At 35.0% G+C, this 26,126-nt stretch carries 24 protein-coding genes; 8 read left to right on the plus strand and 16 right to left on the minus strand.

Annotation, left to right across the window (positions count from 1 at the left end):
• The coding region (locus ACM55M_RS11465) for a T9SS type A sorting domain-containing protein (RefSeq protein ID WP_416857786.1) at positions 1–1,144 on the plus strand (1,144 nt) is incomplete at its 5' end.
• A gap of 709 nt (positions 1,145–1,853) precedes the next feature.
• A complete protein-coding gene (locus tag ACM55M_RS11470) occupies positions 1,854–4,847 on the plus strand; it encodes a T9SS type A sorting domain-containing protein (protein WP_416857788.1) in 2,994 nt (997 codons plus the stop codon).
• A gap of 77 nt (positions 4,848–4,924) precedes the next feature.
• Here the strand turns inward: ACM55M_RS11470 and ACM55M_RS11475 are convergent, their stop codons facing one another.
• Positions 4,925–5,497 (minus strand): DUF1543 domain-containing protein, encoded by a 573-nt coding sequence (locus ACM55M_RS11475; protein ID WP_416857790.1) that lies wholly within the window; start codon positions 5,495–5,497, stop codon positions 4,925–4,927.
• A gap of 87 nt (positions 5,498–5,584) precedes the next feature.
• Between ACM55M_RS11475 and ACM55M_RS11480 the strand changes: the two genes are divergently transcribed.
• Positions 5,585–6,079 carry a hypothetical protein gene (locus ACM55M_RS11480; RefSeq protein ID WP_416857791.1) on the plus strand — a complete coding sequence of 165 codons (495 nt, stop codon included), beginning with the start codon at positions 5,585–5,587 and terminating at the stop codon, positions 6,077–6,079.
• A gap of 72 nt (positions 6,080–6,151) precedes the next feature.
• Here the strand turns inward: ACM55M_RS11480 and ACM55M_RS11485 are convergent, their stop codons facing one another.
• Together ACM55M_RS11485 and ACM55M_RS11490 are read right to left on the minus strand one after the other, a co-directional pair.
• Positions 6,152–7,111: a TerC family protein gene (locus ACM55M_RS11485; protein WP_416857792.1), complete on the minus strand. Its 960-nt coding sequence runs from the start codon at positions 7,109–7,111 to the stop codon at positions 6,152–6,154.
• 179 nt (positions 7,112–7,290) lie between these two features.
• The gene (locus ACM55M_RS11490; RefSeq protein ID WP_416857793.1) at positions 7,291–8,325 is read right to left on the minus strand and encodes a glutamine synthetase beta-grasp domain-containing protein; all 1,035 of its coding nucleotides are present in this window, start codon (positions 8,323–8,325) and stop codon (positions 7,291–7,293) included.
• Positions 8,326–8,700: 375 nt separating this feature from the next.
• Here ACM55M_RS11490 and ACM55M_RS11495 point away from each other — a divergent pair, with 375 nt between their 5' ends.
• Positions 8,701–10,890 (plus strand): glutamine synthetase III family protein, encoded by a 2,190-nt coding sequence (locus tag ACM55M_RS11495; RefSeq protein ID WP_416857795.1) that lies wholly within the window; start codon positions 8,701–8,703, stop codon positions 10,888–10,890.
• Positions 10,891–10,961: 71 nt separating this feature from the next.
• Here the strand turns inward: ACM55M_RS11495 and ACM55M_RS11500 are convergent, their stop codons facing one another.
• Entirely contained in the window at positions 10,962–11,243 is a 282-nt protein-coding gene (locus ACM55M_RS11500) for a DUF4242 domain-containing protein (RefSeq protein ID WP_416857796.1), read from the minus strand.
• Between the two features lie 398 nt (positions 11,244–11,641).
• Here ACM55M_RS11500 and ACM55M_RS11505 point away from each other — a divergent pair, with 398 nt between their 5' ends.
• From ACM55M_RS11505 to ACM55M_RS11515, 3 genes are all read left to right on the plus strand, one after another.
• Positions 11,642–12,820 (plus strand): AIR synthase related protein, encoded by a 1,179-nt coding sequence (locus tag ACM55M_RS11505; protein ID WP_416858128.1) that lies wholly within the window; start codon positions 11,642–11,644, stop codon positions 12,818–12,820.
• Positions 12,821–12,838: 18 nt separating this feature from the next.
• Positions 12,839–13,195, plus strand: coding sequence for a hypothetical protein (locus tag ACM55M_RS11510; protein WP_416835831.1), 357 nt, complete (start codon positions 12,839–12,841; stop codon positions 13,193–13,195).
• 325 nt (positions 13,196–13,520) lie between these two features.
• A complete protein-coding gene (locus tag ACM55M_RS11515; RefSeq protein WP_416857798.1) occupies positions 13,521–14,120 on the plus strand; it encodes a GNAT family N-acetyltransferase in 600 nt (199 codons plus the stop codon).
• Between the two features lie 20 nt (positions 14,121–14,140).
• Here the strand turns inward: ACM55M_RS11515 and ACM55M_RS11520 are convergent, their stop codons facing one another.
• From ACM55M_RS11520 to ACM55M_RS11545, 6 genes are all read right to left on the minus strand, one after another.
• Positions 14,141–14,848, minus strand: coding sequence for a DUF6629 family protein (locus tag ACM55M_RS11520; protein ID WP_416857799.1), 708 nt, complete (start codon positions 14,846–14,848; stop codon positions 14,141–14,143).
• Between the two features lie 220 nt (positions 14,849–15,068).
• Positions 15,069–15,734, minus strand: coding sequence for a CPBP family intramembrane glutamic endopeptidase (locus tag ACM55M_RS11525; protein ID WP_416857801.1), 666 nt, complete (start codon positions 15,732–15,734; stop codon positions 15,069–15,071).
• Positions 15,731–16,084 (minus strand): hypothetical protein, encoded by a 354-nt coding sequence (locus ACM55M_RS11530; RefSeq protein ID WP_416857802.1) that lies wholly within the window; start codon positions 16,082–16,084, stop codon positions 15,731–15,733. The genes ACM55M_RS11525 and ACM55M_RS11530 overlap by 4 nt, the downstream gene beginning before the upstream one ends.
• 398 nt (positions 16,085–16,482) lie before the next feature.
• Positions 16,483–16,998, minus strand: coding sequence for a MepB family protein (locus ACM55M_RS11535; protein WP_416857803.1), 516 nt, complete (start codon positions 16,996–16,998; stop codon positions 16,483–16,485).
• Between the two features lie 49 nt (positions 16,999–17,047).
• Positions 17,048–18,004: an SRPBCC family protein gene (locus ACM55M_RS11540; RefSeq protein WP_416857805.1), complete on the minus strand. Its 957-nt coding sequence runs from the start codon at positions 18,002–18,004 to the stop codon at positions 17,048–17,050.
• A 237-nt stretch (positions 18,005–18,241) separates the two neighbouring features.
• Positions 18,242–18,808 carry a dihydrofolate reductase family protein gene (locus ACM55M_RS11545; protein WP_416857806.1) on the minus strand — a complete coding sequence of 189 codons (567 nt, stop codon included), beginning with the start codon at positions 18,806–18,808 and terminating at the stop codon, positions 18,242–18,244.
• 620 nt (positions 18,809–19,428) lie between these two features.
• On the opposite strand from ACM55M_RS11545, the gene ACM55M_RS11550 reads away from it, so the two are divergent.
• A complete protein-coding gene (locus tag ACM55M_RS11550; protein WP_416857807.1) occupies positions 19,429–19,869 on the plus strand; it encodes a hypothetical protein in 441 nt (146 codons plus the stop codon).
• Positions 19,870–20,066: 197 nt separating this feature from the next.
• Here the strand turns inward: ACM55M_RS11550 and ACM55M_RS11555 are convergent, their stop codons facing one another.
• The 6 genes from ACM55M_RS11555 to ACM55M_RS11580 form a co-directional block, all read right to left on the minus strand.
• Positions 20,067–21,284 carry a peptidylprolyl isomerase gene (locus ACM55M_RS11555; RefSeq protein ID WP_416857809.1) on the minus strand — a complete coding sequence of 406 codons (1,218 nt, stop codon included), beginning with the start codon at positions 21,282–21,284 and terminating at the stop codon, positions 20,067–20,069.
• Positions 21,285–21,315: 31 nt separating this feature from the next.
• A complete protein-coding gene (locus ACM55M_RS11560) occupies positions 21,316–22,431 on the minus strand; it encodes a peptidylprolyl isomerase (protein ID WP_416857810.1) in 1,116 nt (371 codons plus the stop codon).
• 15 nt (positions 22,432–22,446) lie between these two features.
• On the minus strand, positions 22,447–23,097 hold the full coding sequence (gene gldI, locus ACM55M_RS11565; protein WP_416857812.1) for a gliding motility-associated peptidyl-prolyl isomerase GldI: 651 nt from the start codon (positions 23,095–23,097) through the stop codon (positions 22,447–22,449).
• 3 nt (positions 23,098–23,100) lie between these two features.
• Positions 23,101–24,105 (minus strand): DHH family phosphoesterase, encoded by a 1,005-nt coding sequence (locus ACM55M_RS11570; RefSeq protein WP_416857813.1) that lies wholly within the window; start codon positions 24,103–24,105, stop codon positions 23,101–23,103.
• Between the two features lie 69 nt (positions 24,106–24,174).
• Positions 24,175–25,431 carry a voltage-gated chloride channel family protein gene (locus ACM55M_RS11575; RefSeq protein ID WP_416857815.1) on the minus strand — a complete coding sequence of 419 codons (1,257 nt, stop codon included), beginning with the start codon at positions 25,429–25,431 and terminating at the stop codon, positions 24,175–24,177.
• A 31-nt stretch (positions 25,432–25,462) separates the two neighbouring features.
• Complete coding sequence (locus tag ACM55M_RS11580) at positions 25,463–25,873, minus strand: RidA family protein (protein ID WP_291249087.1); 411 nt, start codon at positions 25,871–25,873, stop codon at positions 25,463–25,465.
• Positions 25,874–26,126 lie beyond the last annotated feature (253 nt).

Genomic DNA, 26,126 nt, shown 5'->3' on the forward strand with positions numbered 1-26,126 from the left:
TGATACAACAGCACCGGCGTTCACCGGCAGCTATGCAACCGTTCCACTTGGATGTAACCCAACTTCAGCTGCTATCCTGGTAGCTCTTGATGGAGCGACAGCTACAGATGCCTGTGGCACACCAACGATCACCCAATCCGATGGAACAATCGTAATTGATGGTTGTTTGCGTTCCCAAACAAGAACTTTCACTGCAACAGATGCCTGTGGCAATAGTGCTACTACAACACGTACAGTGACTTGGACAGTTGATACAACAGCACCAACTCTTACTTGTCCAGCGGGTCAAACACTTGCATGTGGCACTATACCTGTTTTTGGTATTCCAACAATAAGTGATAGTTGCGATCCAAACCCAACTTTGAATGATTTGGGTATTACTACAACAAATAACGCGGACGGCTCAGTGACCTATACAAAAACCTGGACTGCTACTGACGCTTGTGGTAATACATCAATTTCATGCAGCCAAATTATTATAGTTACTGCATGTGAGGGATGTACCTTAGGATATTGGAAAAACCATACTGACAGATGGTGTTCCTCTTATTCTCCTTCAATGTTGTTTGGTGATGTGTTTGTAAATGCACCGTCTAATCTTGCTAATTTAACTTTATTGCAAGCTCTAAATTTAGGAGGCGGCGGTATTTATAATTTAGCTCGTCAAGGTGTAGCCGCTTTGTTGAATGTTTGTAGTGATGAAGTTGATTTTCCAGCACCTTATGGTAGCAATACTCAATCAGTAATTAATGCTGTTAATGCAGCGTATTTAGCTGGAGGAACTGAACCTGGAAAATTAGCAACTCAATTGGATATTCTTAATAATACGGGATGTCCATTGGGAGGAACTAGTGCCACTCATAAAGAAGTTGGTTTGAGCAATACGGCTGGTTTTACTGCTTATCCGGTTCCTTTTAAAGATAAGCTGACCATTAGATACGATTTTGATTACGTGTCTGATGTGGTTATTGATGTATATGATGCACAAGGGATTTCAGTACTTTCAAAAACAGATACCAATAGTTATTTGAACAAAGAAGTTTCGTTACACCTTCATTCATATAAAGGTCAGGAACAAGTTTATATTGTGAAAGTAACTACTGATCGAGGAAGCAGTGTGAAAAAAGTAATGACTTCTAAGTAGTTTTTTAGTAATCGTCTAGTCCAAAAATGGAACGGACTAGAATATAAAATAAAACCTCGAAAATGAAAATTTTCGAGGTTTTATTATTATTTGTTTATTTATGCAGGAATAAAATTAAAAATTAATACAATTTTAATTTAAAATACTGTTGTTTAGTTTTTTAAATGATTTATTTGTTGATTATGAGTGCTTTTTTTTAAATAGTTATTTTCTTAGTTTTACGATTTTTAATCGGATAAATTTGGTTTTTTATCTGATTTATTGTTTCTTCTTATTTAATGTTTTGACTCATTTATTAAACTTTGATTTAACAAAATTAGAATCAAATTCCAAGCTATTTTTTATAAAACGGCTTACAGGTTGATAAAAAGATTTTAACTATTGCTCCCCACAATACAATATCCTTTTGATGATGGTGTGCTTCATAAGATTGTTTATGAAGGTGTATTGCTATAGCAAGTTTTGACTCTCAAAATCGAAGCTTTCTGTTTTTCTTATTTTAACTTTTTAATTTAAAAATTAGGTTTTTAAGTTTTTTTAAAGCCCCTTTTTGGTTAATGAAGGTTTGTTTATTCCCTCAAAAAAAATATTCTTTTGATGATGGATTTCTTCATATTTTTTTATGAAGTTGTATTTTTTTATAATTTTTTTCATCCCCAGTCTGCTAGTTTCCTGCTTTTAACAAGTATGGTATTAAAACTTTATTATCATGAAAAAAAATTCACTTCTGACGTTTTTCGAAGTTTTATCAGGCAAAATTAGTTCTTGCTATTTATCGAAAAACATAATTTCTGCATTAAGTTTTTTTATATCTAATTTCTCTTATTTTAGTCCTAAGTCACAAAATAAGAACCTTGCAAGCGGGTATTCCCAAAACAACGTTTCACAATCAGGATATAAGGGAATGTTTCTTTATTTAAGAAACATAGTTATTTTTTTATCAGTAAGTTTCTTTGGTTTTACAACTGTAACTGCACAAACTTTTCCAGGTTTAAGTTCTTGTACATCAAAAGATTTGGAACTAATTAGTGTCACATTGCCAGCTCCTGTTACTGATCCATGCAATTGTACAGGTACCAGAAAACTGATTTTAGGCATTAGAAATAAAACGGGCTCAACTAGAACCTCTTTTGCCTTCTGGGGTACTTTGATTAGACGAAATGCTAATGGTGATCCCGTTGATGCTAGTGGTAATGTGATTGCTCCAGAACAACCGATAGGGGTGAAAATTTTTGCTTGTGCCTCTAATATCAAAAAATCAAGCGATAATTTTTTGCCAGCTACATACGGAACCACAGATATAGCGATTGCTTGCAATCAATCATTGGAAATTGTTGATCTATATTTAGCATGGACTTCGGCTTCTCCTGGAGAAACCTGCGATGTTCTGTTTAACAACCCGTCAACTATTAATCCTAAATGCGGAACATTACCTTTTATTCCAATTGGTGTTGGTGTAGATGCAACCTTCGCAATTACTAGTGCAACCTGTACTGCAGGAGGTTCAATTACTGTATCTCCGTCCGGAGGTAAGGCTCCCTATGTGATCTCTATAGATGGCTCTGGTTTTACGAGTGCAACAACATATTCAAATTTAGTAGCAGGTAGCCACAGTTTTATCATCAAAGATGCGAATCAATGCTCTACAACTAAAACCAGAACAGTGGGGTCATCTTCAGCCCCAACAGTAAGTGCAGGAAGTCCTTTTATTAAGACCTGTATTTCGAATCCGAATGGAATAGCAATCGGTGAAACAAATGATCCAACAGCAACCTATTCATGGAGTCCAACAAGCGGCTTGAGTTCTTCAACAGTGAGTAATCCAACAGCAAATCCGACGTCAACAACAACCTATACTGTTACAAAAACCATTATGGCTAATGGCTGTTCAGCACAGGCAAGCGTAATAGTAACTGTAGACAAAGACGCTCCAACGGCAAGTGCAGGAGGTGATGTAACAATAAACTGTACTACTCCAACTACAACCTTACATGCGACAGGAGGAGTTTCTTACTCATGGTCACCGGCAGCGGGATTGAGTGCGACAGATATTGCTAATCCAACAGCTACACCAACAAGTACAACAACCTATACTGTAACGGTAACAGGAGCAAATGGGTGTACAGCCACAGATAGTGTAGTTGTAACTGTAGACAAAGACGTTCCAACGGCAGGGGCAGGAGGTGATGTAACAATAAACTGTACTACTCCAACTACAACCTTACATGCGACAGGAGGAGTTTCTTATTCATGGTCACCGTCAGCAGGATTGAGTGCAACAAATATTGCTAATCCAACAGCTACACCAACAAGTACAACAACCTATACTGTAACGGTAACAGGAATAAATGGATGTACAGCTACAGATAGTGTAGTTGTAACTGTAGACAAAGATGTTCCAACGGCAGGTGCAGGAGGTGATGTAACAATAAACTGTACTACTCCAACTACAACCTTACATGCGACAGGAGGAGTTTCTTATTCATGGTCACCGGCAGCGGGATTGAGTGCAACAAATATTGCTGATCCAACAGCTAAACCAACAAGTACAACAACCTATACTGTAACGGTAACAGGAGCGAATGGATGTACAGCTACAGATAGTGTACTTGTAACGGTAGACAAAGCAGCTCCAACAGCAGGAGCAGGAGGCGATGTAACAATAAACTGTAACACTCCAAATACAACCTTACATGCGACGGGAGGCATTTCTTATTCATGGACGCCGGTAGCGGGATTGAGTGCAACAAATATTGCTAATCCGACAGCTACACCAACAAGTACAACAACCTATACTGTAACGGTAACAGGAGCGAATGGATGTACAGCTACAGATGATGTAGTTGTAACGGTAGACAAAGCAGCTCCGACGGCAGCCGCAGGAGGCGATGTAACAATAAACTGTATCACCCCAAGTACAACATTAAATGCGACATTAAATGCGACAGGAGGGGTTTCTTATTCATGGTCACCGGTAGCGGGATTGAGTGCAACAAATATTGCTAATCCAACAGCCACGCCAACAGCTACAACAACCTACACTGTAACGGTAACAGGAGTAAATGGATGTACAGCCACAGATAGTGTAGTTGTAACAGTTGATAAAGCATCACAACCAGCTCCAACTGTTTGCGTAGTGCAACCGTCTCTTTGTGGACCAACAACAGGATCGGTTACCATTCTTAGTCCACTAGGTACTGATTATGAATATAGTATTGATAATGGTGTAAATTGGAAGGCAGGTACTTTATTTTCTCCTTTAGCTCCGGGCTCAGTAACGGGTATAAAAGTTAAAAAACTAAGTTCTGGCTGTATCTCAGATGCTGCAAATTGCGATAACTCAAATTGTGCAGCACCATCTCCAGCTAAAATTACCAATCCAGATACTAAAACTACAGAAACAATTGTTCCCGTAGAAACAACTCTAACCGCTAAAACCACCAACGTAGGTTTTGACGCGTATCCTGTTCCTTTCAAAGACCAACTCACCATCAAATATAAATTTGATTATGTGTCTGATGTGAAAATTGAGGTGTTTAATGCACAGGGTATTTCGGTACTTTCTAAAATGGATACCAATAGTTATTTGAACAAAGAAATTGCGCTAGACCTCAAATTAAATAGAGGAAAAGAGCAGGTGTATATTGTAAAAGTGACTACTGATCGTGGAAGCAGTGTGAAAAAAGTAATGTCTTCCAGATAATTTTAAAAACTAATTTTAACTGAAAAGCATCCTTAATCGGATGCTTTTTTTTGTTTACTGATTCTAACCTACAAAAATTAAAAAGTGATTTTATTTAATTTTAAATAGCCAATATGCAATTTATCTTCTTTTAAATCAGTTTCAGATTTTGTGATTTTCAATGTATATTGTTCTTTAAATTGCTTGTCTACTATATCAGATACATTATAAAAATCATCCACATCGATTCCGTATTTCTCATCAATATGGGAAGTGGCTCCTTTGAAACCACAATGTTTATAAAAAGTGGTTTTTTTGGCATTTTTGGATGCTAATCCTAAACTTTTGGCAACAGAAAGCATTTTATAATGGTATTCTTCAAATTCATTTTCTTTGTAACCACCCAGATTAATAAAAAATAATTTTTCGGAAGCGGTATTTTCGACTAGATCTTTGGGAATGATTTCAATCGAATAATTATTGACTACAGCAACTTCTCTCCAGGCATCAATATGAAGTTTTCCTTTGGCTTCAGGCCAAAAAAATTTCATCTGTGGAATCAAATTTTTCAAGGAATTTCCAATTCCGAAAAAAATATCGTGTTGTTCTGTAAACCTTCCTATCGGCTTACAGCCCAGCATTAGCATGTAAAGTTTTAGTTGTTTTTCCATTTTAAAAGCTATATTTTTTTTCGAAAATAAAGTTTGGCACAATTCATGAATATAGAAAATAAAATTAACCATTTAAATTTTAAAAACATGAAAAAGATATTTACCCTTTTAGCCATTGTAGGATTATTTAGTTTACAAAGTTGTACCGTAAACGATGGACCTATTGTAGATAACACGACTAGTGAAGTATTTGAAGTTAATGCTTCGTTTACTTCAACGAATGATTACAGTAAATTAATCACGTTTAATTATCCGATTTATTCTTCGGATGTAGTATTAGTATACCGATTATCCGGTACTTCACAAGGTAATGACGTATGGAAATTATTGCCTGAAACTCATTATTTTAGTGACGGAACATTAGATTTTGGCTATGATCAAGATTATACTACAAGAGATGTAAATGTATTTATGATTGGTAATAATTTGCAAACGGTTTCTACAGACTTTAGATTGAATCAGGTCTTAAGAATTGTGATTGTACCAGCAGGTTATGCCACTTCAATCAATAAAAATAGTTTTGAAGCGGTTATGTCGACTTTAAAATTAAATGAAAGTCAAATTCAAAAAATTCAAATGTAATTTTAGAGTTATAAGTAAAAAAGGAAATCGTAAGATTTCCTTTTTTTATGCTTTTATTTTTACGATTGCAGATTAACTATTTTCTTCAGCAACTTCTTCTTTTCCCAGTTTTATAGATACAATAATTCCGGTCAATAGCGAAATGGCTATAAAAGCTAATGATACCCATTCTGGGATTTCGATAAAATCGTGAAGTAACATTTTGAGTCCCACAAAAGTTAAAATAGCAATAAGGCTATATTCTAAATGGGCAAATTTTTCTAACATATTGGCCAAAAAGAAATACATGGAACGCAAGCCTAATATGGCAAAAATATTCGAGCTAAAAACTAAGAAAGGATCGTTTGTAATAGCCAAAATTGCAGGAACGCTATCAAGTGCAAAGATAACATCCATAACTTCAATAATTACCAATGCAACAAAAAGTGGTGTTGCGGCAGTAATATGTCGTCTTTTTACAAAGAAATGTTCTTCATCGATATGACTAGTGATCGGCATAATTTTTCGTAACGTTTTGTATACAAAAGATTTTTTGGGTTCAAATTTCTCATCTTCACGGGTAAACAGCATTCGCATTGCAGTATAAATCAGGAATATACCAAAAATATAGGTTGTCCACGAAAATTTATTGATAAGTAAAACTCCAAAATAAATCATTAGACCTCTAAAAACAATAGCACCAAGAATTCCCCAAAACAAAACGCGATGCTGGTATTTTCGCGGTATTTTAAAAGAAGAAAAAATAATAGCAATTACAAATATATTGTCTACGCTTAAAGATAATTCTATTAAATATCCGGTAATGAATTTTATTGATGCTGCGGCTGGTTTCAATCCATCCGGATTCGAAATATAATTATTGCCATATAACCAATAGATAACTCCGGAAAATAAAAAAGATAAAGTTACCCATATAGCAGTCCATTTACCAGCTTCTTTGGAACTAATAATATGTGGTGTTTTATTAAAAACACCTAAATCGAGTGCAAGAAATAGTAAGATGGCAGCTAAAAATAAAATCCAGACAATCATATATAAAGTTGTTAATTATACGTTTGGTAAAGATACTTTTTGATTTTTTAAATTTGAACCTTATTTAAAATAAAGTTGTGGTTGGGAATATATATTCCTGTCTAATCCTAAAAAAAAAAGTGCCTTCACAAATGAAGGCACTTTTTTTTATAAACAAATCAAGTTTAGAAAATAGATTCTTATACTAAAACAGAATCTTCAATTAAAACAGATTTTACAGTTTTTACAATTCTAGCAGCAATTTTGTATGGATCACCGTTAGATGCTGGTCTTCTGTCTTCCAACCATCCTTTCCATCCTTTTTGAACAGTAATTAATGGGATTCTGATTGAAGCTCCTCTATCAGAAACTCCATAAGAGAAATCATGGATAGAAGCAGTTTCGTGCTTACCTGTTAAACGTTGGTCATTATAAGCTCCGTAAACAGCAATGTGTTCTGCAGTTACAGGTCTGAATGCCTCACATATTTTTTCGTAAACTTCTTGAGAACCACATGTTCTTAATATTTCATTAGAGAAATTAGCATGCATTCCAGATCCATTCCAATCGGTATCTCCTAATGGTTTTGGGTGGTAATCAATATAGTAACCGTATTTCTCAGTTAAACGATCTAGTAAATATCTGGCAATCCATATTTCGTCACCTGCTTTTTTAGCGCCTTGAGCGAATAATTGAAATTCCCATTGACCACAAGCAACTTCTTGATTGATACCTTCAAAGTTAATTCCGGCAGCGATACATAAATCAGCGTGCTCTTCTACTAAACCTCTTCCGTGTGTGTTTTTACCACCTACTGAACAGTAGTACATCCCTTGTGGTGCAGGGTATCCTCCAATTGGAAATCCTAAAGGCAATAAAGTTTTAGTATCCATAATAAAATATTCTTGTTCGAAACCAAACCAGAAATCACCATCATCATCAATAGTAGCTCTACCGTTAGAAGAGTGAGCAGTACCATCAGCATTCATAACTTCTGTCATTACCAAGTATCCATTGATACGTGTAGGATCTGGATAAATAGCAACAGGTACTAATAAACAATCAGATGAACCACCTTCTGCTTGTTTTGTAGATGAACCATCAAAAGACCAGTTTCCTATTTCTTCTAATGTTCCTTTAAAATTTTCGTGTTCTTCAACTTTAGTTTTACTTCTTAAGTTTTGAGTTGGTTCGTATCCATCTAACCAAATGTATTCTAACTTTATTTTAGCCATAATAATATAAATTTATTTTCTTTTTGATAATTTTCTTTTGCAAATATAAATTAATTTGTCGATGTCGTAAAATCAGGGGGTAATTTTTATCTAACGAGGTATAATTTTTAGCATTACTTCATTTTTTTAGGGGTATATTTAAAAAAACGCAATTTTAATTAGCTATAAAAATTAAATTCACAATGCTAGTTTTTTAGTCATTAATAAATAGTTAAGATTTTTATTACTTCAAAAGTGAAATGGCTAATTTTTTTAATTTTAATTCTATGTTAAAAAAGAAAGTTAAGATATGTTAATGAGAGGATTAAAATATTACAGGAATGAATTATATTTGTATGTATTTTAAATCACGATTAATATTTAAATTTATAAATTATGTCAACACTACGTTTTCAAGCTTTGAGAGAAGCTTCAACCAGAAAGCCAGTTCAATTTGAAGAGACTGATAGAAAATCAACTATTTTTGGTGCAAATGTGTTTAATGAAAGGGCAATGAAGCAATATTTGACTTCGGATGCTTTCAAAGGAGTGCAAGGTGCCGTTCAACACGGAACTAAAATAGACAGGAAATTAGCTGATTATATAGCAATGGGAATGAAAGAGTGGGCTTTGTCAAAAGGGGTTACTCATTATACTCATTGGTTTCAACCTCTTACAGGAACAACTGCTGAAAAACATGATGCTTTTTTTGAAACATCTTATGACGGTAGCGATCCGGTAGAAAAATTTGGTGGAGCACAATTAGTACAACAAGAACCAGACGCTTCCAGTTTCCCAAATGGTGGAATCAGAAACACATTTGAAGCAAGAGGATATACAGCTTGGGATCCAACTTCTCCAGCATTTATTTATGGAACTACTTTATGTATTCCTACGGTTTTCATTTCTTACACAGGAGAAGCATTAGATAATAAAATTCCATTATTGAGAGCTTTATCTGCAATGGATGAGGCGGCTACAGAAGTATGTAAGTATTTTGATAAAAATGTAAAGAAAGTTACTGCAACTCTGGGATGGGAACAAGAATATTTCTTGATTGATAAATCGTTAGCAGATTCTCGTCCTGATCTTTTGATGACAGGAAGAACTTTGCTTGGACATACCTCTGCAAAAGGGCAACAATTAGACGATCATTATTTTGGTTCAATTCCAACACGTGCGTTAACATACATGAGGGATTTAGAGCAAGAATGTATGTTGTTAGGAATTCCGGTTAAAACACGTCATAATGAAGTGGCTCCAAATCAATTTGAATTGGCACCTATTTTTGAAGAGACTAACTTAGCAGTTGACCACAACTGTTTATTAATGGATGTAATGCAAAAAGTGGCTGAACGTCATGATTTGAAAGTATTATTCCATGAAAAACCGTTCAAAGGAGTTAATGGTTCCGGAAAACACAACAACTGGTCATTAGCAACTGATACTGGAGTAAACTTGTTGAGTCCAAGTAAAACGCCTATGAGCAATTTACAGTTCTTGACTTTCTTTATTAATACTATAAAAGCGGTAAATGATTATGAATCATTATTAAGAGGTGCAATTGCAACGGCAAGTAATGACCATAGATTAGGTGCAAATGAAGCACCACCGGCAATTATTTCTGTATTTATTGGAGAGCAATTAACCAAAGTTTTAGCTGAATTAGAAGGGGTAACTACCGGGAAATTATCTCCAGAAGAGAAAACAGATTTAAAATTAAATGTAGTAGGTAAAATTCCAGATGTGCTTTTGGATAATACGGATAGAAATAGAACCTCACCATTTGCGTTCACAGGAAATAAATTTGAGTTTAGAGCAGTAGGATCTTCAGCAAACTGTGCTAATGCAATGACGACTTTGAATACTATTGTTGCTAAACAATTGAAAGATTTTAAAATTGAAGTTGATGCTTTGATTGAATCTAAAGACATGAAGAAAGACGATGCCATCTTCAATGTTTTGAGAGAGTATATTAAAGTTTCCAAAAAAATTCTTTTTGAAGGAGATGGTTACAGTGATGAATGGGAAATCGAAGCAGGGAAAAGAGGTTTGAGTAACTTTAAAACTACTCCTGAAGCATTGAAAGCGAGAGCTTCTAAACAAGCTTTAGATTTGTTTTCTGAAATGGGTATCATGAACCACATTGAAGTGGAAGCGCGTTACGAAATTGAATTGGAAGAATACACTAAGAAAATTCAAATTGAAGGAAGAGTTTTAGGTGATATTTCTACAAATCACGTTATTCCAACTGCAATCCGTTACCAAAATACGTTGATTGAAAATGTTAAAGGGTTGAAAGATATTTTTGGAGCTGAGTTTGAAACAATTGCCAAAGAGCAAATTATATTAATCAAAGATATTTCAAGACATATTGAAGGAATCAATTCTAAAGTAGTTGAAATGACTAACGAAAGAAAGAAAGCAAATGTAATGACTGATGCTCAAGAAATGGCTGAGGCCTATTGTAATAACGTAAAGCCTTATTTTGAAGTTATCCGTGAACATTGTGATAAACTGGAGTTGTTGGTAGACAATGAACTTTGGACATTGACTAAATATAGAGAATTGTTGTTTACAAAATAATGACAAACACTAATTCATAAAAATGCCTATCCGTTTTGGATAGGCATTTTTTAAAAAAAAGTTGAATTTTACTAAACTGTTTGTTCTGCAGTTGTTGGGTCAATGGTAGCGAATACTTGACTTATGGAATTTGCTGGAAATCCACCTGCCTTTGCATGTTCCCGAATCATATCCTCGTTGGGAGCGATATAGGTACAATAGATTTTGTCGGCGGTGACTTGGCTGTTGACCCATTGGATTTGTGGTCCCATTTTACCCAGTACTCCACAAGAAGTTTGTGAAATGGTTCTTAACTGATCGGCAGTGAGTTTACCTGCACCGGGAATTTCTCTTTCAATTACATATTTAGGCATAATGTTGTGTTTTTTAGTTTCCTACTCTTATGGCTTTTCGGTAAGGGCCCCGTTTTTTTATGTGGTCGCTGGTTTCCACTTTTTTGAGTTTAATTTTAGGTTAAAGTTTCTTAAACTTTTAAATGGGTTTAGCTATAAATTTTAATTAAAATCAATCCAAATTTAGTAGCATGCTCATTGTGATAAACAGGATTTGTTTACAGATTATTTTTTGTATTTGTTTTATAAAGTACTAGTAAACAAAATAGTATGACAAATTTAATGAAATAAATCCACATTCGATTTATAGATTATAGATTTAACGAAACACTTGAAAACCCAATAGGCAAAACCCAAAAAAATAATTATCTTTGCCGCAAAACACATCTGCCCAAAAGCAGGTTACACAACTAGACTACATGAGTTCAGATACTTCAAAAAGATATGCGCTTCGCGGTGTTTCGGCATCCAAAGAGGATGTGCATAACGCCATAAAAAACATCGATAAAGGATTGTTTCCTCAAGCATTTTGTAAAATTGTCCCTGATTATTTAACCCAAGACGAAGACTATTGCCTGATTATGCATGCGGACGGAGCGGGAACTAAATCTTCTCTGGCATATATGTATTGGAAGGAAACAGGAGATATTTCTGTTTGGAAAGGTATTGCCCAAGATGCATTGATTATGAATATCGATGATTTATTGTGTGTAGGAGCAACGGATAATATTTTACTTTCATCCACCATTGGAAGAAATAAAAATCTTATTCCTGCCGAAGTAATTTCAGCAATCATCAATGGAACCGAAGAATTAATCAAAGAACTGGATTCTTTTGGCGTGACCATTCATTCCACAGGAGGTGAAACGGCTGACGTAGGGGATATCGTTCGAACTATTATCGTAGATTCTACCGTAACGGCTCGTATGAAACGTTCTAAAGTAATTGACAATGCTAATATTAAAGCGGGTGATGTAATTGTAGGTATGGCTTCTTTTGGTCAGGCTACTTACGAAAAAAGCTATAATGGCGGAATGGGAAGCAACGGATTAACATCGGCGCGTCATGATGTTTTCGGGAAATATTTGGCAACCAAATATCCGGAGAGTTTTGATGCTGCAGTTCCTGAAGAATTAATCTATTCCGGACAAGTAAAATTGACCGATGCTGTTGAAAATTCGCCAATCGATGCAGGTCAATTAGTGCTTTCGCCAACCAGAACCTATGCGCCTATTATCAAGAAAATTTTAGACAAATATACTGCTGATGAAATTCACGGAATGGTGCATTGCAGTGGAGGAGCGCAAACCAAAATTTTACATTTTGTACAAAATCTACACATTATAAAAGACAATTTATTTCCAGTTCCTCCATTATTTCAGTTGATACAAGAACAATCCAAAACCGATTGGAAAGAAATGTACCAAGTATTCAATTGTGGACACCGCATGGAAGTATATGTTCCCGAAGCTATTGCCCAAGACATTATCGCGATTTCAAAATCGTTTAATGTTGATGCACAAATCGTAGGTAGAGTAGAAGCAGCCGAGACTAAAAAACTGACTATTACCAGCGAGTACGGAACTTTTGAATATTAAAAAATAAAGCAACACGACATGTACGAATTACTTTTTTGGAGATATCAGGATGGCATTTATCTAAACCATCACTTGGTTTACGAAGCCATTATTGAGGAACAAGAAGTAATAGGTCTCGAAGAGCTTCCTGTAACAGTCATCCTCAATAGGATCAATAAACTGTTCTCTCAATGGGAAAAAGTAGATGACAACAGTTGGAAAAATAACAAAGGGAAAGGTGCTTTTCAAATAAAAACTACTCCTCAAAGCATTCAAATCGATTGCTACGGCACCGAAGGGAAAATTATGAATCAATTGGTAGATGCCTTGGCAGAGTTCAATTGTCCACTGTACGATCCCCAAGTTCCAGAGCGTTACGATGAAATGAGTGAGTAGCATTTTTAGAAGCTATCCCGAAGGCTCGGGACAGCTAACTGTTTCAAGTCCGCGCATAAAATACTATTTTTCTAAGTCATAAAAGGAGCTTCCGTTGGTTGCTCTTTTATAACAAGAAAAATTAGTGTTTTATACTGTGGGCTTTTCTCTTTTATCTGGGCTAAGACATCAGCGATTATCTATGAAAAGGGGGATATTATTCCATTTATGAATTCAAAAGGGTCTCTCTTAAATGAATTTATATTCCTTATATGTTTAAAAAATCGTACTAGATGTATACCAATTGGTATTGTCTTTTTTTTATAAATTAGCAAAAAAAAGAATCATGTCTATTTCTCAATTCCCTCAAAATACAATCCTCGAAGACGAATCAATTTTACTGCGTCCTTTACAGGAAACGGATGTTGAAAATTTATTGGAAATATCCCTCAACGAACCCGAAACCTGGGAATATTCCTTAGTGCGGGCAAACGGTAAAGAAAATCTGGAAAACTACATCAAAATAGCCTTAAAAGCGAAAGAAAATAAAACCGAATTCCCCTTTATAGTTTTCGATAAAAAGTCTGGAAAATATGCTGGAAGTACTCGTTTTTACGATATTAATTTGGAGTTCAAAACCTTGCAATTGGGCTACACTTGGTACGGAAAAGATTTCCGGGGCACCGGACTAAACAAACGCTGTAAATTTTTGCTGTTGCAATTTGCTTTCGAAACCCTTGAAATGGAACGCGTAGAATTTCGCGCAGACAATAACAACCAGCGAAGTATTGCTGCCATGAAAAGTATAGGATGTACAGTAGAAGGCGTTATGCGAAATCACATGCCCACTTTAGGGAGTGACGTACGCAGAGACAGTATTATTTTGAGTATTCTCAGCAATGAATGGTTCGATAGCGTGAAAGAAAACTTGAAGAATAAATTATAATAAAATCTAAATTTCAGGTTTTAAATACTGGGACTTTTATTATGATCATCGCAATAGTATCTGGAATAGTATTTGGAATGTTTTTTACTGGGGTTTTTAATTTCATCCATAACGATTAGTACAGATATACTAATAATTGAAGAAAAGAAACACCAAACCGAAACGATATAATCTACATACAAAATGGTTGTGATGATATAGGAAATTATGATGGTAATGCTTAAAATCCACATTTTTTTGATTTCTGAGAATAGTGGTGGAGCAACAGTTGCAATGATATAAAGTAGGTCTCCATAAGAGCTAAAGACTATTGGATAACCTTGTAGGTAGGAGATATGGCGTCCAATAATTTTGGCTTCAACTGGATAATTGATCAAACAATACCCAAGATATAAAGCTACTGATAAGCCTATCACTACCAGTACCCACTGAAAAAGAACGTTCTCCTCTTCTTTTTTGAGTTTCAACGAGGCAAAAGGAATCCATAAAGGCCATACCACTTGAGCAAAAAACAAAAAGGTATAGGTTGAGACTTGTTGCAATGGGGCGAAATAAGGTTTGGTCAATGCTAACCATAAAAAGCCCTCAGAAATCTGTTGCACACAAAAAATAATCGGGATACAGGCAAAATAAATTTGGGAAGGTTTTTTCACTTTTTTTAGTACCGCAACACTTATCGCTGCAAGAACAATACCCGCTGTAAAACTGGTAGTAGCTGAAAAATACATAGGATTTAGTTTATAAATGAATTATGACTTTTGATGTGCCGTTACGCACGGAATATTGGTAGAAAACAATAACCAATATGTATTTCGCGTACCTATGATTATAGTACGTTGACAAATTTTGAACCCAATTAATACTACCAATATTCAGTATCTAACGGCACAAAAAAAACAGACTTTCAACCCTTGATTTGTATTGTTAATTTTAAGTTCATTTTATTAATTACCACACCCACCATGGCGCTTGCAGGACTTCGGCATAAACAACCAAATCGAAAATTGCATGCGTTATAATAACAGGCACGATGCTTTTTGAATAATGCTTTAAAAACCCCAGTACGATATAAGCCGCAAAAGACCATTTAAAAAAAGCTACAATATTTTGTTGATGTATTGCAACAGGCGAAAGGAATAGACAAGCTTTGTAAGATGCATGCACAAATGCGGCAAATACAACGGCAAAATCCGTATTTAACTTGCTTATTTGACCTTGTATGAAACCACGAAAAACTAATTCTTCGATGGCAGCAACACTTACTGCCACTAACACGAATGGTCTGATTTCTACAGGTAGAATAGGCATTCCTAAATGGTCTCTGTAATAAATTGCTGCTATAATACCAAGTTCAAGACCAATAACAATTTGTATAAGCATTTTTAGAGAGAAAAGATTCTTAAATAAAAGCCTAAATGTTACTGAAGGAGAATTGATATCACGGCTTATGATAAAAGCGACCATTACCAAAGGAATAAAAGCTACTGCTTTAAATGGAAAAGGGTAGGTGATTAAATAGGCAAACACCATAATTTCAGCACTGCTAATTACTGCATCTAGGACTCCTTTTTTGGTTCGTCTAGGTATCGCTTTTATTTGTTCAGGATGGTTCATTTTTTCTCCTTTTTAAATGATTTTTTTAATAATTTCCTTGGAAAAACTAAACTGAATAAAAATACTGCGGGTACTAGCAAAAGCAACCAGCCTGACCCCATACACGCACCTTTTTGAGTAATTAGAACTTCATGATTTTTTTCATTGGAAGGAAATTGAACATAACTGTAATTTTCTGAAAAGTTTATGACGTGGCCTTTACCAAAAAAATTTACGAAAGTAAAACGTTGCTCTCCTTTAAATTGATACGTAACCCAAAACAATAGCGCAAATAGTAATGCCACGAGTACAATGGATATCCAGCTAATCGGTTTTGGTTTATTACTTACACTGTCTTGAAAGGTTTCCATAACGTAGTGGTTTTGGTTAGAAACATAGAAAACGAATCCTATACGCTTATTGTCTTTATGTCATTACTGTAAACGGATTAAAATGAAACAGGGGTATTGAAAATGGAAATGCTTAAAATGATTCCTAAAATGCAATGAGGAGTTACACCCATCATTTTTTAAACAATTGATTTAACCTGTAAGTTAGTTTTGAATTGATATTCCTGTCTAACTTGTAAAAAATAATAAGATTTTGGGGATAGTAGGATTCTAAAATAGGAATTCCTTCATAAGAGCTAAATTAAAAATAAATTTTGATTCTAGCAACTGAAAATCAGTATATTATAAAAATAAAATTTATAAAGTGCGTTTTTTAATAAACCTCATTTAAAATTACTTAAACGAGCTTGATTTAAATGCTATTTAATTTCCTGTAAATAAAGGAATTTTGCACGTTCTAAATCTATGGTTTTGCCCAAAGGGATTTCCAAGAAATAATCCAATTGCCATTTTTGGGTTTTCTGTGCCTGTTTGTTCGTTGTGATGTCCCAAGGAGGATACACTCGAATGGCGCGTTTCCCTTCTTTCAAATTAGTTGTAAGGATTCCTTGTTGATTAAGCACTGATTTAGGAAATACGAATTGACCAAAATAATCCCCGCTTTGAGTATTGATAATAAATAAATCGATGTTATCTGAAACGTGAAAAGGTTGTATAGGTCCTTTTGCCAGTCTTTTCCATAACGTAACAAATTGACCCACTTTTGTCGGAGTGGTTTTGGCCACGCGAAATAGTATTTTTAGTGCATTCAGTTCAAATTGATACGCGCCATAATCCTCACTTTCTTTTTCCGGCACCGAGTTGGTAGGTTGAAAACCACAGGGATCAAACACAAGGATTTTGGTTTTTAGAAGGATATTAGGTATTGGGAGCATTAATTTATTTTATGAGTGTAGTACTTTGTCAACTGCTTTGTTTATTTTTTTACGATTTTTCGGAATTCTTTTTTATATGGATTAATACTCTATCGTGAATTTTATGAATTATTAAATCGCTCCATTTTTGCCAATAAAAGGCAGGTTTTATATTGTGATAATACCAAGTTGTTCCTTCAAGTAAAGTCTTTCCGTTCTTTAATTCGGTTAATTTAAATTGACCTTTTTTAGATACAAAATAATCGTGTAAATGTGGTGCGTCGATATTCCAAAAACTCAATTCTTTCATTGGTGCAGGTTGTTCAAGAACATCAAATTTCAATAATATTCCTTCGTCCCAAACGGTTACTGGTTCAACGAAACTTCCAGTCGTAAAATTGCAATGTCTTACAGAACCAATCCCGCTTCCAACAATTTTAGCGTTCATTGGATAGGCAATTCCAGTTTTAAATATAAATTCGGTTGGTTCGTCTAACTGTGGAAATTCAATTACGTTTTTCCAAACTTCCATAGGTTTAGCATGTATTATAATCGATGTTGTTACCGAAGTCAATTCTGGTTTGATTTTATTTTCTACAAATGAAGTTAACGGAATAATTCCAATTAGAATTAATAAAATTGATGGAGTAGAAGCTGATAGTTTTTGCAATAAACTATATCCTGTCAAACTTCCAATCCAAGTTAATAAAATACCTAATGGTGCTACCATTGCAATACAAATTAATCCTTCAATTGCAAATACAATCAAAGCAAGCGTACAAATTGCAAGTGCTGTATATCCAATCCAAATCGCTTCACTTCTTGTTATTTTGTTTTTGTAACCATAAAGTAATGTCGAACAAAATCCAATTAAAAACGGTGTTAGTATAAAAAGTGCAATTCCATATTCACCAATTCCATAAATTCCCCAAAGCGATAAAATTCCAGAAATTAGGACTGTAATTATTATTGAAACCCATTTGCGTTTGGGTTCATTTAAATGAACTAGTTTATTAAAAATTTTCATATGCTCTTAACTTAATGACATTGCGTTCGCGCTGGCTGGGAAATATTCTCGACTGTTATAATTCTCGAATCTTTGCAATCATCTATGGTTGAATTATAATCCATAATAAATTCATTCCTTGCTACTAACGTTTTAGGGCTTGGCGTACTAGCGGTATTATAACACTACCTTTGATACGAAGCTCTTCACCCGCCATTACGTCAAACCCTTGTTACCGGCAGTGTTTATTGTATGTCGTCAGTTTCTTTCGTAGTAAAGAATTAAAATGCCACTGTCGCAAGTAATTGAGTTTTTAAGTTTCAACGGTTGCCAATTTTCTAACTGTTCAAATGCCGAAACACCTTTCCCGATTGCGATTGGGTTTACAAAAAAATGAAACTCATCAATAAGTCCGTCTTTAATCAACGATGAAACAAAGGAACTACCGCCATATACAATAATGTCTTTGCCATCTTGGTTTTTCAATCTGTTGATTTCATCTTTTAGGTTGCCTTTTGCAAGTTCGGTTTTGTCCCAAATGGATTTGTCAAGCGTTTTTGTAAACACAACCTTTTTTGTATTTACAATTCGTGTTGCGAAATCATACATTGGGTCGTCTGGTTTTGTAAAAGTGTCTTGCCAAAACGGAATATAGTCAACCGCCAATTTTCTGCCAATAAGTATTGTGTCTGATGTGTCAAGCAAGTCAACAACATATTGCTTAATTCCGTCCAAGTCCCAAGTCACCCATTGCTGTTCGTCATTTGGTCCTGCGGAGTTAAACCCGTCAAGCGTAACTTGCATTTGTAGTTTCAGTTTTCTCATTTGCTCTTTTACTAGCGTTTGTTAATAGTTATAGTTGTGATAGATGATTGCCCGTCTGTGATGATTTTTTCTAAAAGTCTGCGAAGGACTTTTCGCCCGCCAAATGTTGATAGAAGCACTTCCGTTGCAATTTATGTCAAAGTTTAATAAAAGTCCGTCAGTGGACAGTTCTCCGATGACTTTACAAACTGTCGTTATTTTGCTGCCGTCTAAGATTGCCTGCAACTTGTGTATATCAGCCACAAAGTGGCTACAATACACCCAAATTAGGTTGGCTTTGTGCCATAAAATGGCTTTTTGTTGTTTTGTAAATTTATAAAAAAAACATTGCAAATTATCGAAAGCACTTTTTATTTGCTGAATGCTTTTTTGAATTTACATAGAACTGTTTTAGTTGTTTTTACCGCTGTTTTGCGTGAGGGATAGCAGTGAAAATCCTTTTATGAAGCACAGCGGAATAAAAGATTGCAACGGATAGCCCGACCCGTTTTTTCAGCGGGTCACGCCCAAATTGTTACTTTTGGAATGTTGATTTGAGTTTTTGTACGACTAATTTTTAAATAAAAAAGGTAGTGGACTTTGCGAAAAACTTTGCGAACTTTGCGGTCAAACAAAAAACCATGAAAATAAATCCAAAAAACGGAATTGACAAGCTCATTTTCGGAATGAAGCAAAGTGACGTAACCGCTATTTACGGTAAACCAGACAGGAATTACAAGGACGAAGATGATAATGTGATTTTTGCTTACAATAAACTTAAAATGCGTTTGACTTTCTATGTGGAGGAAGATTTCAAATTAGGTTATATTGTGGCTTCGAGCCCGGAACTGGATTTGTTTGGAAATAAAGTGATCAATAGAAAAATTAGTGACGTCAAAAAAGATTTGGCTGCCAAAGGAATCACTAAATTCACTCAGGAAGAATTCGACACGTTCGAAAACTATTTCAATGAGGAAAACTGGATTATTTTTCAAACGGAATTTGATGAGGTGGTAAAATTTGAGATTGGTGCGATTATCAATCAAAAAGATGAATTTGACTGGAAATTTGGAAAGAAATAATAGTATAAGATTTATAACCTATAGATGTTCTGCGATTAAAAACTTAAATGAACTTAAATGACTTATATGTTTTAAAATCTAATCCTATAAGGAATTTAAGTTCATGTAAGACTTGAGTGAAATTTAAAATAGTAGCCCATAAAAAACCCGACAGGTTATTAAACTTGTCGGGTTTGTTTATTATATGCTTTTGAGAATTACTGTTTTGGAGCCGGTTGTTTTTCAAATACTTCCAATTCGAAAACAAGATTTGCATTTGGCGGAATCACACCTCCAGCACCTCTTTCACCATAGGCTAAATTTGATGGGATGAATACCACCGCTTTGTCTCCAAAAGACAATAGGTTCAATCCTTCTAAAAATCCAGGAATCATTCCGTCTTTTTTACCTGCTTCAAAAGGGAAGGCTTGGTATCCGTTTTGAGCGGCTCTGTTCGCATCGTATTTTCCGTAAGCTTTGCTTACGTCTTCATAACTGCTGTCAAATAAGGTTCCGTCCTCAAAATAACCGGCATAATGAAAATAGAAAGTCGTTCCGTCTGCAGGTTTTACACCGCTTCCTTTTTGGATTATTTTATAGGCTAAACCTGAAGCTGTAGTAGTTGCAGTAGTTTTATTCGCTTTTAAATCAGCTACTTTAGCAATGATAACGCTACCGTATTTTTCAAAATACGCTTTTTTCTCTTCAGCTTGAATTGCGGCTTGCTTTTTTTGGTTTTCAGTATCAATTAAAGCTTGTTTCTTAGCGTCATCTGCTTTATTGCCATAATAGTCTGCGAATACTTTTGGTGCATTAAACTGTTTTGCTAAAGCTCCTTTTCTTACAATGGTAATTTTCTTAATGATATCATCTTGAGCAATCAAGTTGACAACGTTCATCCCTTGCGTTACATGACCAAAAATAGTGTGTTTCCCGTTTAACCAAGGCGTGTCTTTGTGCGTGATAAAGAATTGGCTTCCATTAGTAGTTGGACCTGAATTGGCCATAGCCAAAATTCCGCCTTTGTCAAATTTCAAATCGGTAAACTCATCTTTGAACGCAAAACCTGGGCCACCAGAACCGTTTCCGGATGGATCACCACCTTGAATCATGAAATCTTTAATAACACGGTGGAATTTTAACCCATCAAAAAATGGTTTTCCTTTTAGTTTTTCATCGGCTATAAAATCATTTTTTCCTTCGGAAAGTGCTATAAAGTTAGCTACGGTAACCGGTGTTTTTTTGTATTCTAACTGAACGGTAATGTCTCCTTTGCTAGTGGCAATAGTGGCGAAAATCCCTTCGACAGCTACGGGAGTTTTTTTTACAGCAGCTTTCACTGCTGTTACCGGTTTTTTGGCAGGAACTGGTTTCTTAGTTTGAGAATGTACAGTTAACATTCCTAAGAATAGTAAAATTAGAATTTTAAATTTCATTTGATAATAATTTAAGGTCTGACTTTTTTAGTTATTGTTGCATTAATTCAATTTCAAAAATAATATTGGCATTTGGCGGAATAACTCCACCTGCTCCAGCTTCTCCATAAGCTAATTTCGACGGTATGAAGAGGATGGCTTTGTCACCAAAAGATAATTTATCTAGTCCTTCAATGAATCCAGGAATCATGCCATCTTTTTTTCCTGCTTGAAAAGGAATGGGTTGGTAGCCGTTTTGGGCTGCTCTGTTTTCATCGTATTTTCCAAAAGTTTGAGCAACACTTTCTATACTTGCGTCAAAAAGTTCACCGTCTTCCAGGAAACCAGCGTAATGAATGAAAAGATTAGCGCCATTAGCTGGTTTTTTTCCACCACTTTTCTTCGTTATTACGTATTCTAGTCCAGTTGGTGTTTTTGTTGCTTTGGCTTTTAATGCAGCAAAATAGGCTACTTTTTGGTCACGGACTGCTTTGTATTTTTGGTCGTAAACTTTTTTATTTTCGGCTTCAATTGCCAATTTTTTCTTTTGGTTTTGAGATTCTACAGAGAAATAATCGCTAAATGTTTTTACTGCATCAAACTTTTTCGCCGCTTCACCATTTCTGATGATGGTGACTTTGTTAATGAAGTCATTTTGCTCAATCTTGTTCACTACATCCATTCCTTTTTCTACTACATGACCAAAAATGGTGTGTTTACCATCTAGCCAAGGTGTAGCAAGATGCGTAATGAAAAACTGGCTGCTGTTCGTTGCCGGACCGTTATTGGCCATAGCCAAAACACCGCCTTTGTCAAATCTTAAATCAGTAAACTCGTCTTTAAATTTATACCCGGTATCTCCAGATCCTGTTCCTAATGGATCTCCAGTTTGTATCATGAATTCTTTAATTACTCTGTGGAATTTCAAACCATCAAAAAAGGGTCTGTTTTTAAGATTTTCATTGGTGACAAATTCATTTTTCCCTTCCGCCAAAGTCACATAGTTGGCCACTGTGATAGGTGCTTTTTCGAAATCTAATTTTACAATAATTTCTCCTTTATTGGTTTCAATTTTGGCATATAAACCATCAGGAAGATTGTTATGCTCTTCTTTACAAGAATAAAATGAGGCAATTACCAGGAATACGAGTAGGAAACTTTTTTTCATTTCTAAATTAATTTTTTATTGTGTTATAGTATCTTGTGATTTGATTTCAGTGGTAACTTCCGGTTTCACAACTGGTGAAGGAGCTGTAGGTTTTACTGCATTTTTCTTTCTATACGCAGCTTCCGACATGAAATCGTGTAAAGTTACGGTGCAAAGTAAAGGCTGGTTTGTACCAATTTTTTTATTGTCGCCATGATAACCATAACCCATATGTGAGGTAAAAAGAAAATTAACTTTCTCTTTTTTATGCATCAATTTTATACCGTCCCTCAATCCCATCATGATATTTTGTTTGTCAACATAATATACTTGTGGTCTTAATTCTAATTCGGAATAAATAATATTGCCTTTCAAATCTTTGAGTTCATAATCAAAAAATGCGACATCACCTTTTTTAGGTGTGAGCGTATCCAGGGTGTTTTTTATCGAATACGAATACCAATATCCTTTGGTTGAAGCGATAAATTTAGCTTTGGGATTTCTTTTGATTACAGCATTAATTTGTCCTTCCTCCCCGGCAATTAATTTTTTATTCCGCACTATCGATTTCTTCATGAAAGTTCCGGAAGCTTGAGAAATAGGTTTGCGAGCTTCTTGATGTTGTTTACAACTGGAAACTAATACGAACAAAAAGAATACAACTGCGATTAATTTGCTGTTTTTCATGTGTTATATGGTTAGTTTTGTTACTAAATCCTCAAATTTATTTATGGTTTCCTGCATCGATACTTCTGATTTACCTCCAGCGGCATTGCGATGTCCGCCACCGTTAAAATAATCTCTTGCAAATTGATTGACATCAAAATCACCTTGGGAACGGAATGAAATCTTAATTATTTTTTCTTCTTTATTTTCGATGAAAATTGCCGTAAAAAGAATTCCTTTAATGCTTAATCCGTAATTTACTATGCCTTCGGTATCCCCTTTTACGTAATCAAAAGAGTTTAATTCGTCTTGTGTAAGGGTGGTATACGCGGTTTTGTACTGTGTTAACACTTTCATGTTTTGAAGTGCTCTTCCCAGTAATTGCAAGCGTCCAAAAGAACTGTTGTCAAATAATAAATTCGGAATCTCCGTATTTTCGACCCCTAAATCAATTAATTCTGCCACAATTCTATGGGTGTCTCCAGTTGTTTTTGGAAAACGAAAAGAACCTGAATCGGTTAGAATTCCGGTGTAAATGCAAGTGCCGATAGTTTTGTCGATAGCTTCTTTTTTTCCAAGGAAACAAATGAAGTTGTATAACATTTCGCAAGTGGAACCAAATGAAGTATCTGAATAGGTATAGGTAGCGTAATCATCCGGTTTTTGATGGTGATCAATCATTATAAATGGTGCTTTGAGCGTAGCTAAAATAGTTTCCATTTCGCCTGTGCGGTGCAAAGCATTAAAATCTAATGTGAAAATTAGTTCCGCTTCTTCAAGAATTTTGGTGCAGTTGGCTTTGTCTTTCTCGTATATTTTAACCGTTTCTGATCCGGGTATCCAAGCTAAAAAATCAGGAAATTCATTTGGAGAAACCACAACAGGATGATGGTTATTTTTTAATAAAAAATGATATAATCCTAACGTAGAACCCATAGCATCGCCATCAGGGCCTCGGTGTGGAATTATGGCAATTTTTTTTGGAGTTGATAATAACAACTGTATCGCTTGAATGTCTTGTATTTTCATAGTTTGCGAAATTACATTTTTTTAATGTAATGTTGAAATCATTTGTAGAATTAACAAACTTTTACAATGTTACAAAAGTTCCATGGCTGTACTTTTTACTTTTTGGTACAAACGGTATTTTGCGCCTTTTACAATTTGCGCTTTGTAAATTCCAACAGAACCGGAACTAAAGTAAGCGATTATGCAAGCAATACCAATGAAAATACCACTTTCTATCCCAAAAAGTTCCATTCCCATAACTGTACAAGCAATAGGAGTGTGGGTTGCTCCCGAGAAAACGGCAACGAATCCCATTCCTGCCAAAAGTGCAATAGGTAAAGGAACTAGTAGTGATAAAGCACTTCCTAAGGTGGCACCAACAAAAAATAACGGTGTTACTTCGCCACCTTTGAATCCTGCGCCTAGCGTAAATCCTGTAAATAGTATTTTTAGAAGAAAATCGTAGGAAGTATTTGGATTCGAAAATGCATCAACAATCATGGGAATTCCTAAACCGATGTATTTTGTAGTTCCAATAAAATAAATTGCTAAAGCAAGAATTATTCCTCCTATAAAAGGACGAAGCGGAGGAAAGGATATTGTTTTCGAAAATAAACCGCCCCAAAGGTGTGTGCTTCGGGAGAATAACATGGCGGCTAAACCAAAAAAGATACTCGCAAGAATCACCCAAAGTAAGTTGGTTAAATTTATTTCGGGAATGATTGGAATATTATAATGGGTGTGTTTTACTTGCCAGAATTCAACGGTGAAATAAGCAACGTAAGCGGTTATAAAAGACAACGGAATACTTTTGAAACTGATTTTACTGAAATATAAGACTTCCAAAGCAAAAAGTGATCCAGCTAAAGGTGTTCCAAAAACCGATGCAAAACCGGCACTGATTCCCAGAATGATTGTTGTTTTTCTACCAGCATTATCAAGTTTGAAAAGTTTAGTGAATTGATCTGAAATTGCACCTCCCATTTGTACAGCCGTGCCTTCACGGCCTGCGGAACCTCCAAAAAGATGCGTTATTAAGGTGCCAATAAGAACCAACGGCGCCATTTTTAAAGGAATTATTTTCTGTGGATTTTCGTATTCTTCCAGTAATAAATTATTGCCTTTTACAACATCATTTCCCCAATAATGATAGCTCAACCCTATGATGAGACCGCCTATTGGCAAAAGCCAAATGAGCCAGTTATTGTGTTCTCTATAGTGTGTAACCCATTCCAGTGCCACTAAAAAAAACGCTGAAGCTGATCCAGAAAAAATGCCTGTCAAAGCACAAATAAAAATCCATTTGACTGTGACAAGCATTATTTTTTTAGCGTTTTCTAAATTCATTATTAAACGATCAGATTTTTTTGCTAAAGTATTACAATCCTTCCTGAACTAAAGGTTTTTCAGGAGCAATGGCTGTAAATTCGATTTCAACCAAATATTCCGGTGCAACTAATTGGTTAATTCCGTAAAAACCAGTCGTAGGTTTTATGTCTTTAAAGAATTTGGCATGAGCCGTAGCCACTGCTTCAAATGTAGCTACATCAGTAGTAAATATACGGGTGCGAATCACATCTTTCATACCTACATTCAGGTCTTCAAGTACTTTTTCTACTCGCTCTAAAATATTAAGAGTTTGTGCGTGCGCATCGTCTGCTTTTACTTTTTCACCATCAATTATAGCTACTGTTCCTGATACTTCAATGATATTTCCAATACGTACTGCGCGACAATATCCCATTTTATCTTCCCATGGTGAGCCTGTCAATATGTTTTCTCTTTTCATTTTGTTTGTTTTTTAACTGATTTTTAAAATATTAGAACCTAATTTAATTTTTGGTATATTTTTTGCAATTTAGAAAAAAATGAGAAATAAAAAAACACTAATTTTTATTAAAAAGTTCAATTTCGAGAAATCAATTTTGGAAATCTTATGATTTAAAATGTAATAAAATTAGAAATTGAATGTTATTAAAGAAAGTGAAATCACGTCATTTTGCGTTTACTCAAGATTGATTTTTATTTTTAAAATTATATAA

This window comes from Flavobacterium galactosi (assembly GCF_048158585.1).
In the GTDB taxonomy this organism is placed as follows: domain Bacteria; phylum Bacteroidota; class Bacteroidia; order Flavobacteriales; family Flavobacteriaceae; genus Flavobacterium; species Flavobacterium galactosi.

Excerpts from the sequence above, each read along its gene's own strand:
- ACM55M_RS11470 (WP_416857788.1), top strand. The coding sequence starts at position 1,854 with ATGAAAAAAAATTCACTTCTGACGTTTTTCGAAGTTTTATCAGGCAAA.
- ACM55M_RS11475 (WP_416857790.1), bottom strand. The coding sequence starts at position 5,497 with ATGGAAAAACAACTAAAACTTTACATGCTAATGCTGGGCTGTAAGCCG.
- ACM55M_RS11480 (WP_416857791.1), top strand. The coding sequence starts at position 5,585 with ATGAAAAAGATATTTACCCTTTTAGCCATTGTAGGATTATTTAGTTTA.
- ACM55M_RS11485 (WP_416857792.1), bottom strand. The coding sequence starts at position 7,111 with ATGATTGTCTGGATTTTATTTTTAGCTGCCATCTTACTATTTCTTGCA.
- ACM55M_RS11490 (WP_416857793.1), bottom strand. The coding sequence starts at position 8,325 with ATGGCTAAAATAAAGTTAGAATACATTTGGTTAGATGGATACGAACCA.
- ACM55M_RS11495 (WP_416857795.1), top strand. The coding sequence starts at position 8,701 with ATGTCAACACTACGTTTTCAAGCTTTGAGAGAAGCTTCAACCAGAAAG.
- ACM55M_RS11500 (WP_416857796.1), bottom strand. The coding sequence starts at position 11,243 with ATGCCTAAATATGTAATTGAAAGAGAAATTCCCGGTGCAGGTAAACTC.
- ACM55M_RS11505 (WP_416858128.1), top strand. The coding sequence starts at position 11,642 with ATGAGTTCAGATACTTCAAAAAGATATGCGCTTCGCGGTGTTTCGGCA.
- ACM55M_RS11510 (WP_416835831.1), top strand. The coding sequence starts at position 12,839 with ATGTACGAATTACTTTTTTGGAGATATCAGGATGGCATTTATCTAAAC.
- ACM55M_RS11515 (WP_416857798.1), top strand. The coding sequence starts at position 13,521 with ATGTCTATTTCTCAATTCCCTCAAAATACAATCCTCGAAGACGAATCA.
- ACM55M_RS11520 (WP_416857799.1), bottom strand. The coding sequence starts at position 14,848 with ATGTATTTTTCAGCTACTACCAGTTTTACAGCGGGTATTGTTCTTGCA.
- ACM55M_RS11525 (WP_416857801.1), bottom strand. The coding sequence starts at position 15,734 with ATGAACCATCCTGAACAAATAAAAGCGATACCTAGACGAACCAAAAAA.
- ACM55M_RS11530 (WP_416857802.1), bottom strand. The coding sequence starts at position 16,084 with ATGGAAACCTTTCAAGACAGTGTAAGTAATAAACCAAAACCGATTAGC.
- ACM55M_RS11535 (WP_416857803.1), bottom strand. The coding sequence starts at position 16,998 with ATGCTCCCAATACCTAATATCCTTCTAAAAACCAAAATCCTTGTGTTT.
- ACM55M_RS11540 (WP_416857805.1), bottom strand. The coding sequence starts at position 18,004 with ATGAAAATTTTTAATAAACTAGTTCATTTAAATGAACCCAAACGCAAA.
- ACM55M_RS11545 (WP_416857806.1), bottom strand. The coding sequence starts at position 18,808 with ATGAGAAAACTGAAACTACAAATGCAAGTTACGCTTGACGGGTTTAAC.
- ACM55M_RS11550 (WP_416857807.1), top strand. The coding sequence starts at position 19,429 with ATGAAAATAAATCCAAAAAACGGAATTGACAAGCTCATTTTCGGAATG.
- ACM55M_RS11555 (WP_416857809.1), bottom strand. The coding sequence starts at position 21,284 with ATGAAATTTAAAATTCTAATTTTACTATTCTTAGGAATGTTAACTGTA.
- ACM55M_RS11560 (WP_416857810.1), bottom strand. The coding sequence starts at position 22,431 with ATGAAAAAAAGTTTCCTACTCGTATTCCTGGTAATTGCCTCATTTTAT.
- gldI (WP_416857812.1), bottom strand. The coding sequence starts at position 23,097 with ATGAAAAACAGCAAATTAATCGCAGTTGTATTCTTTTTGTTCGTATTA.
- ACM55M_RS11570 (WP_416857813.1), bottom strand. The coding sequence starts at position 24,105 with ATGAAAATACAAGACATTCAAGCGATACAGTTGTTATTATCAACTCCA.
- ACM55M_RS11575 (WP_416857815.1), bottom strand. The coding sequence starts at position 25,431 with ATGAATTTAGAAAACGCTAAAAAAATAATGCTTGTCACAGTCAAATGG.
- ACM55M_RS11580 (WP_291249087.1), bottom strand. The coding sequence starts at position 25,873 with ATGAAAAGAGAAAACATATTGACAGGCTCACCATGGGAAGATAAAATG.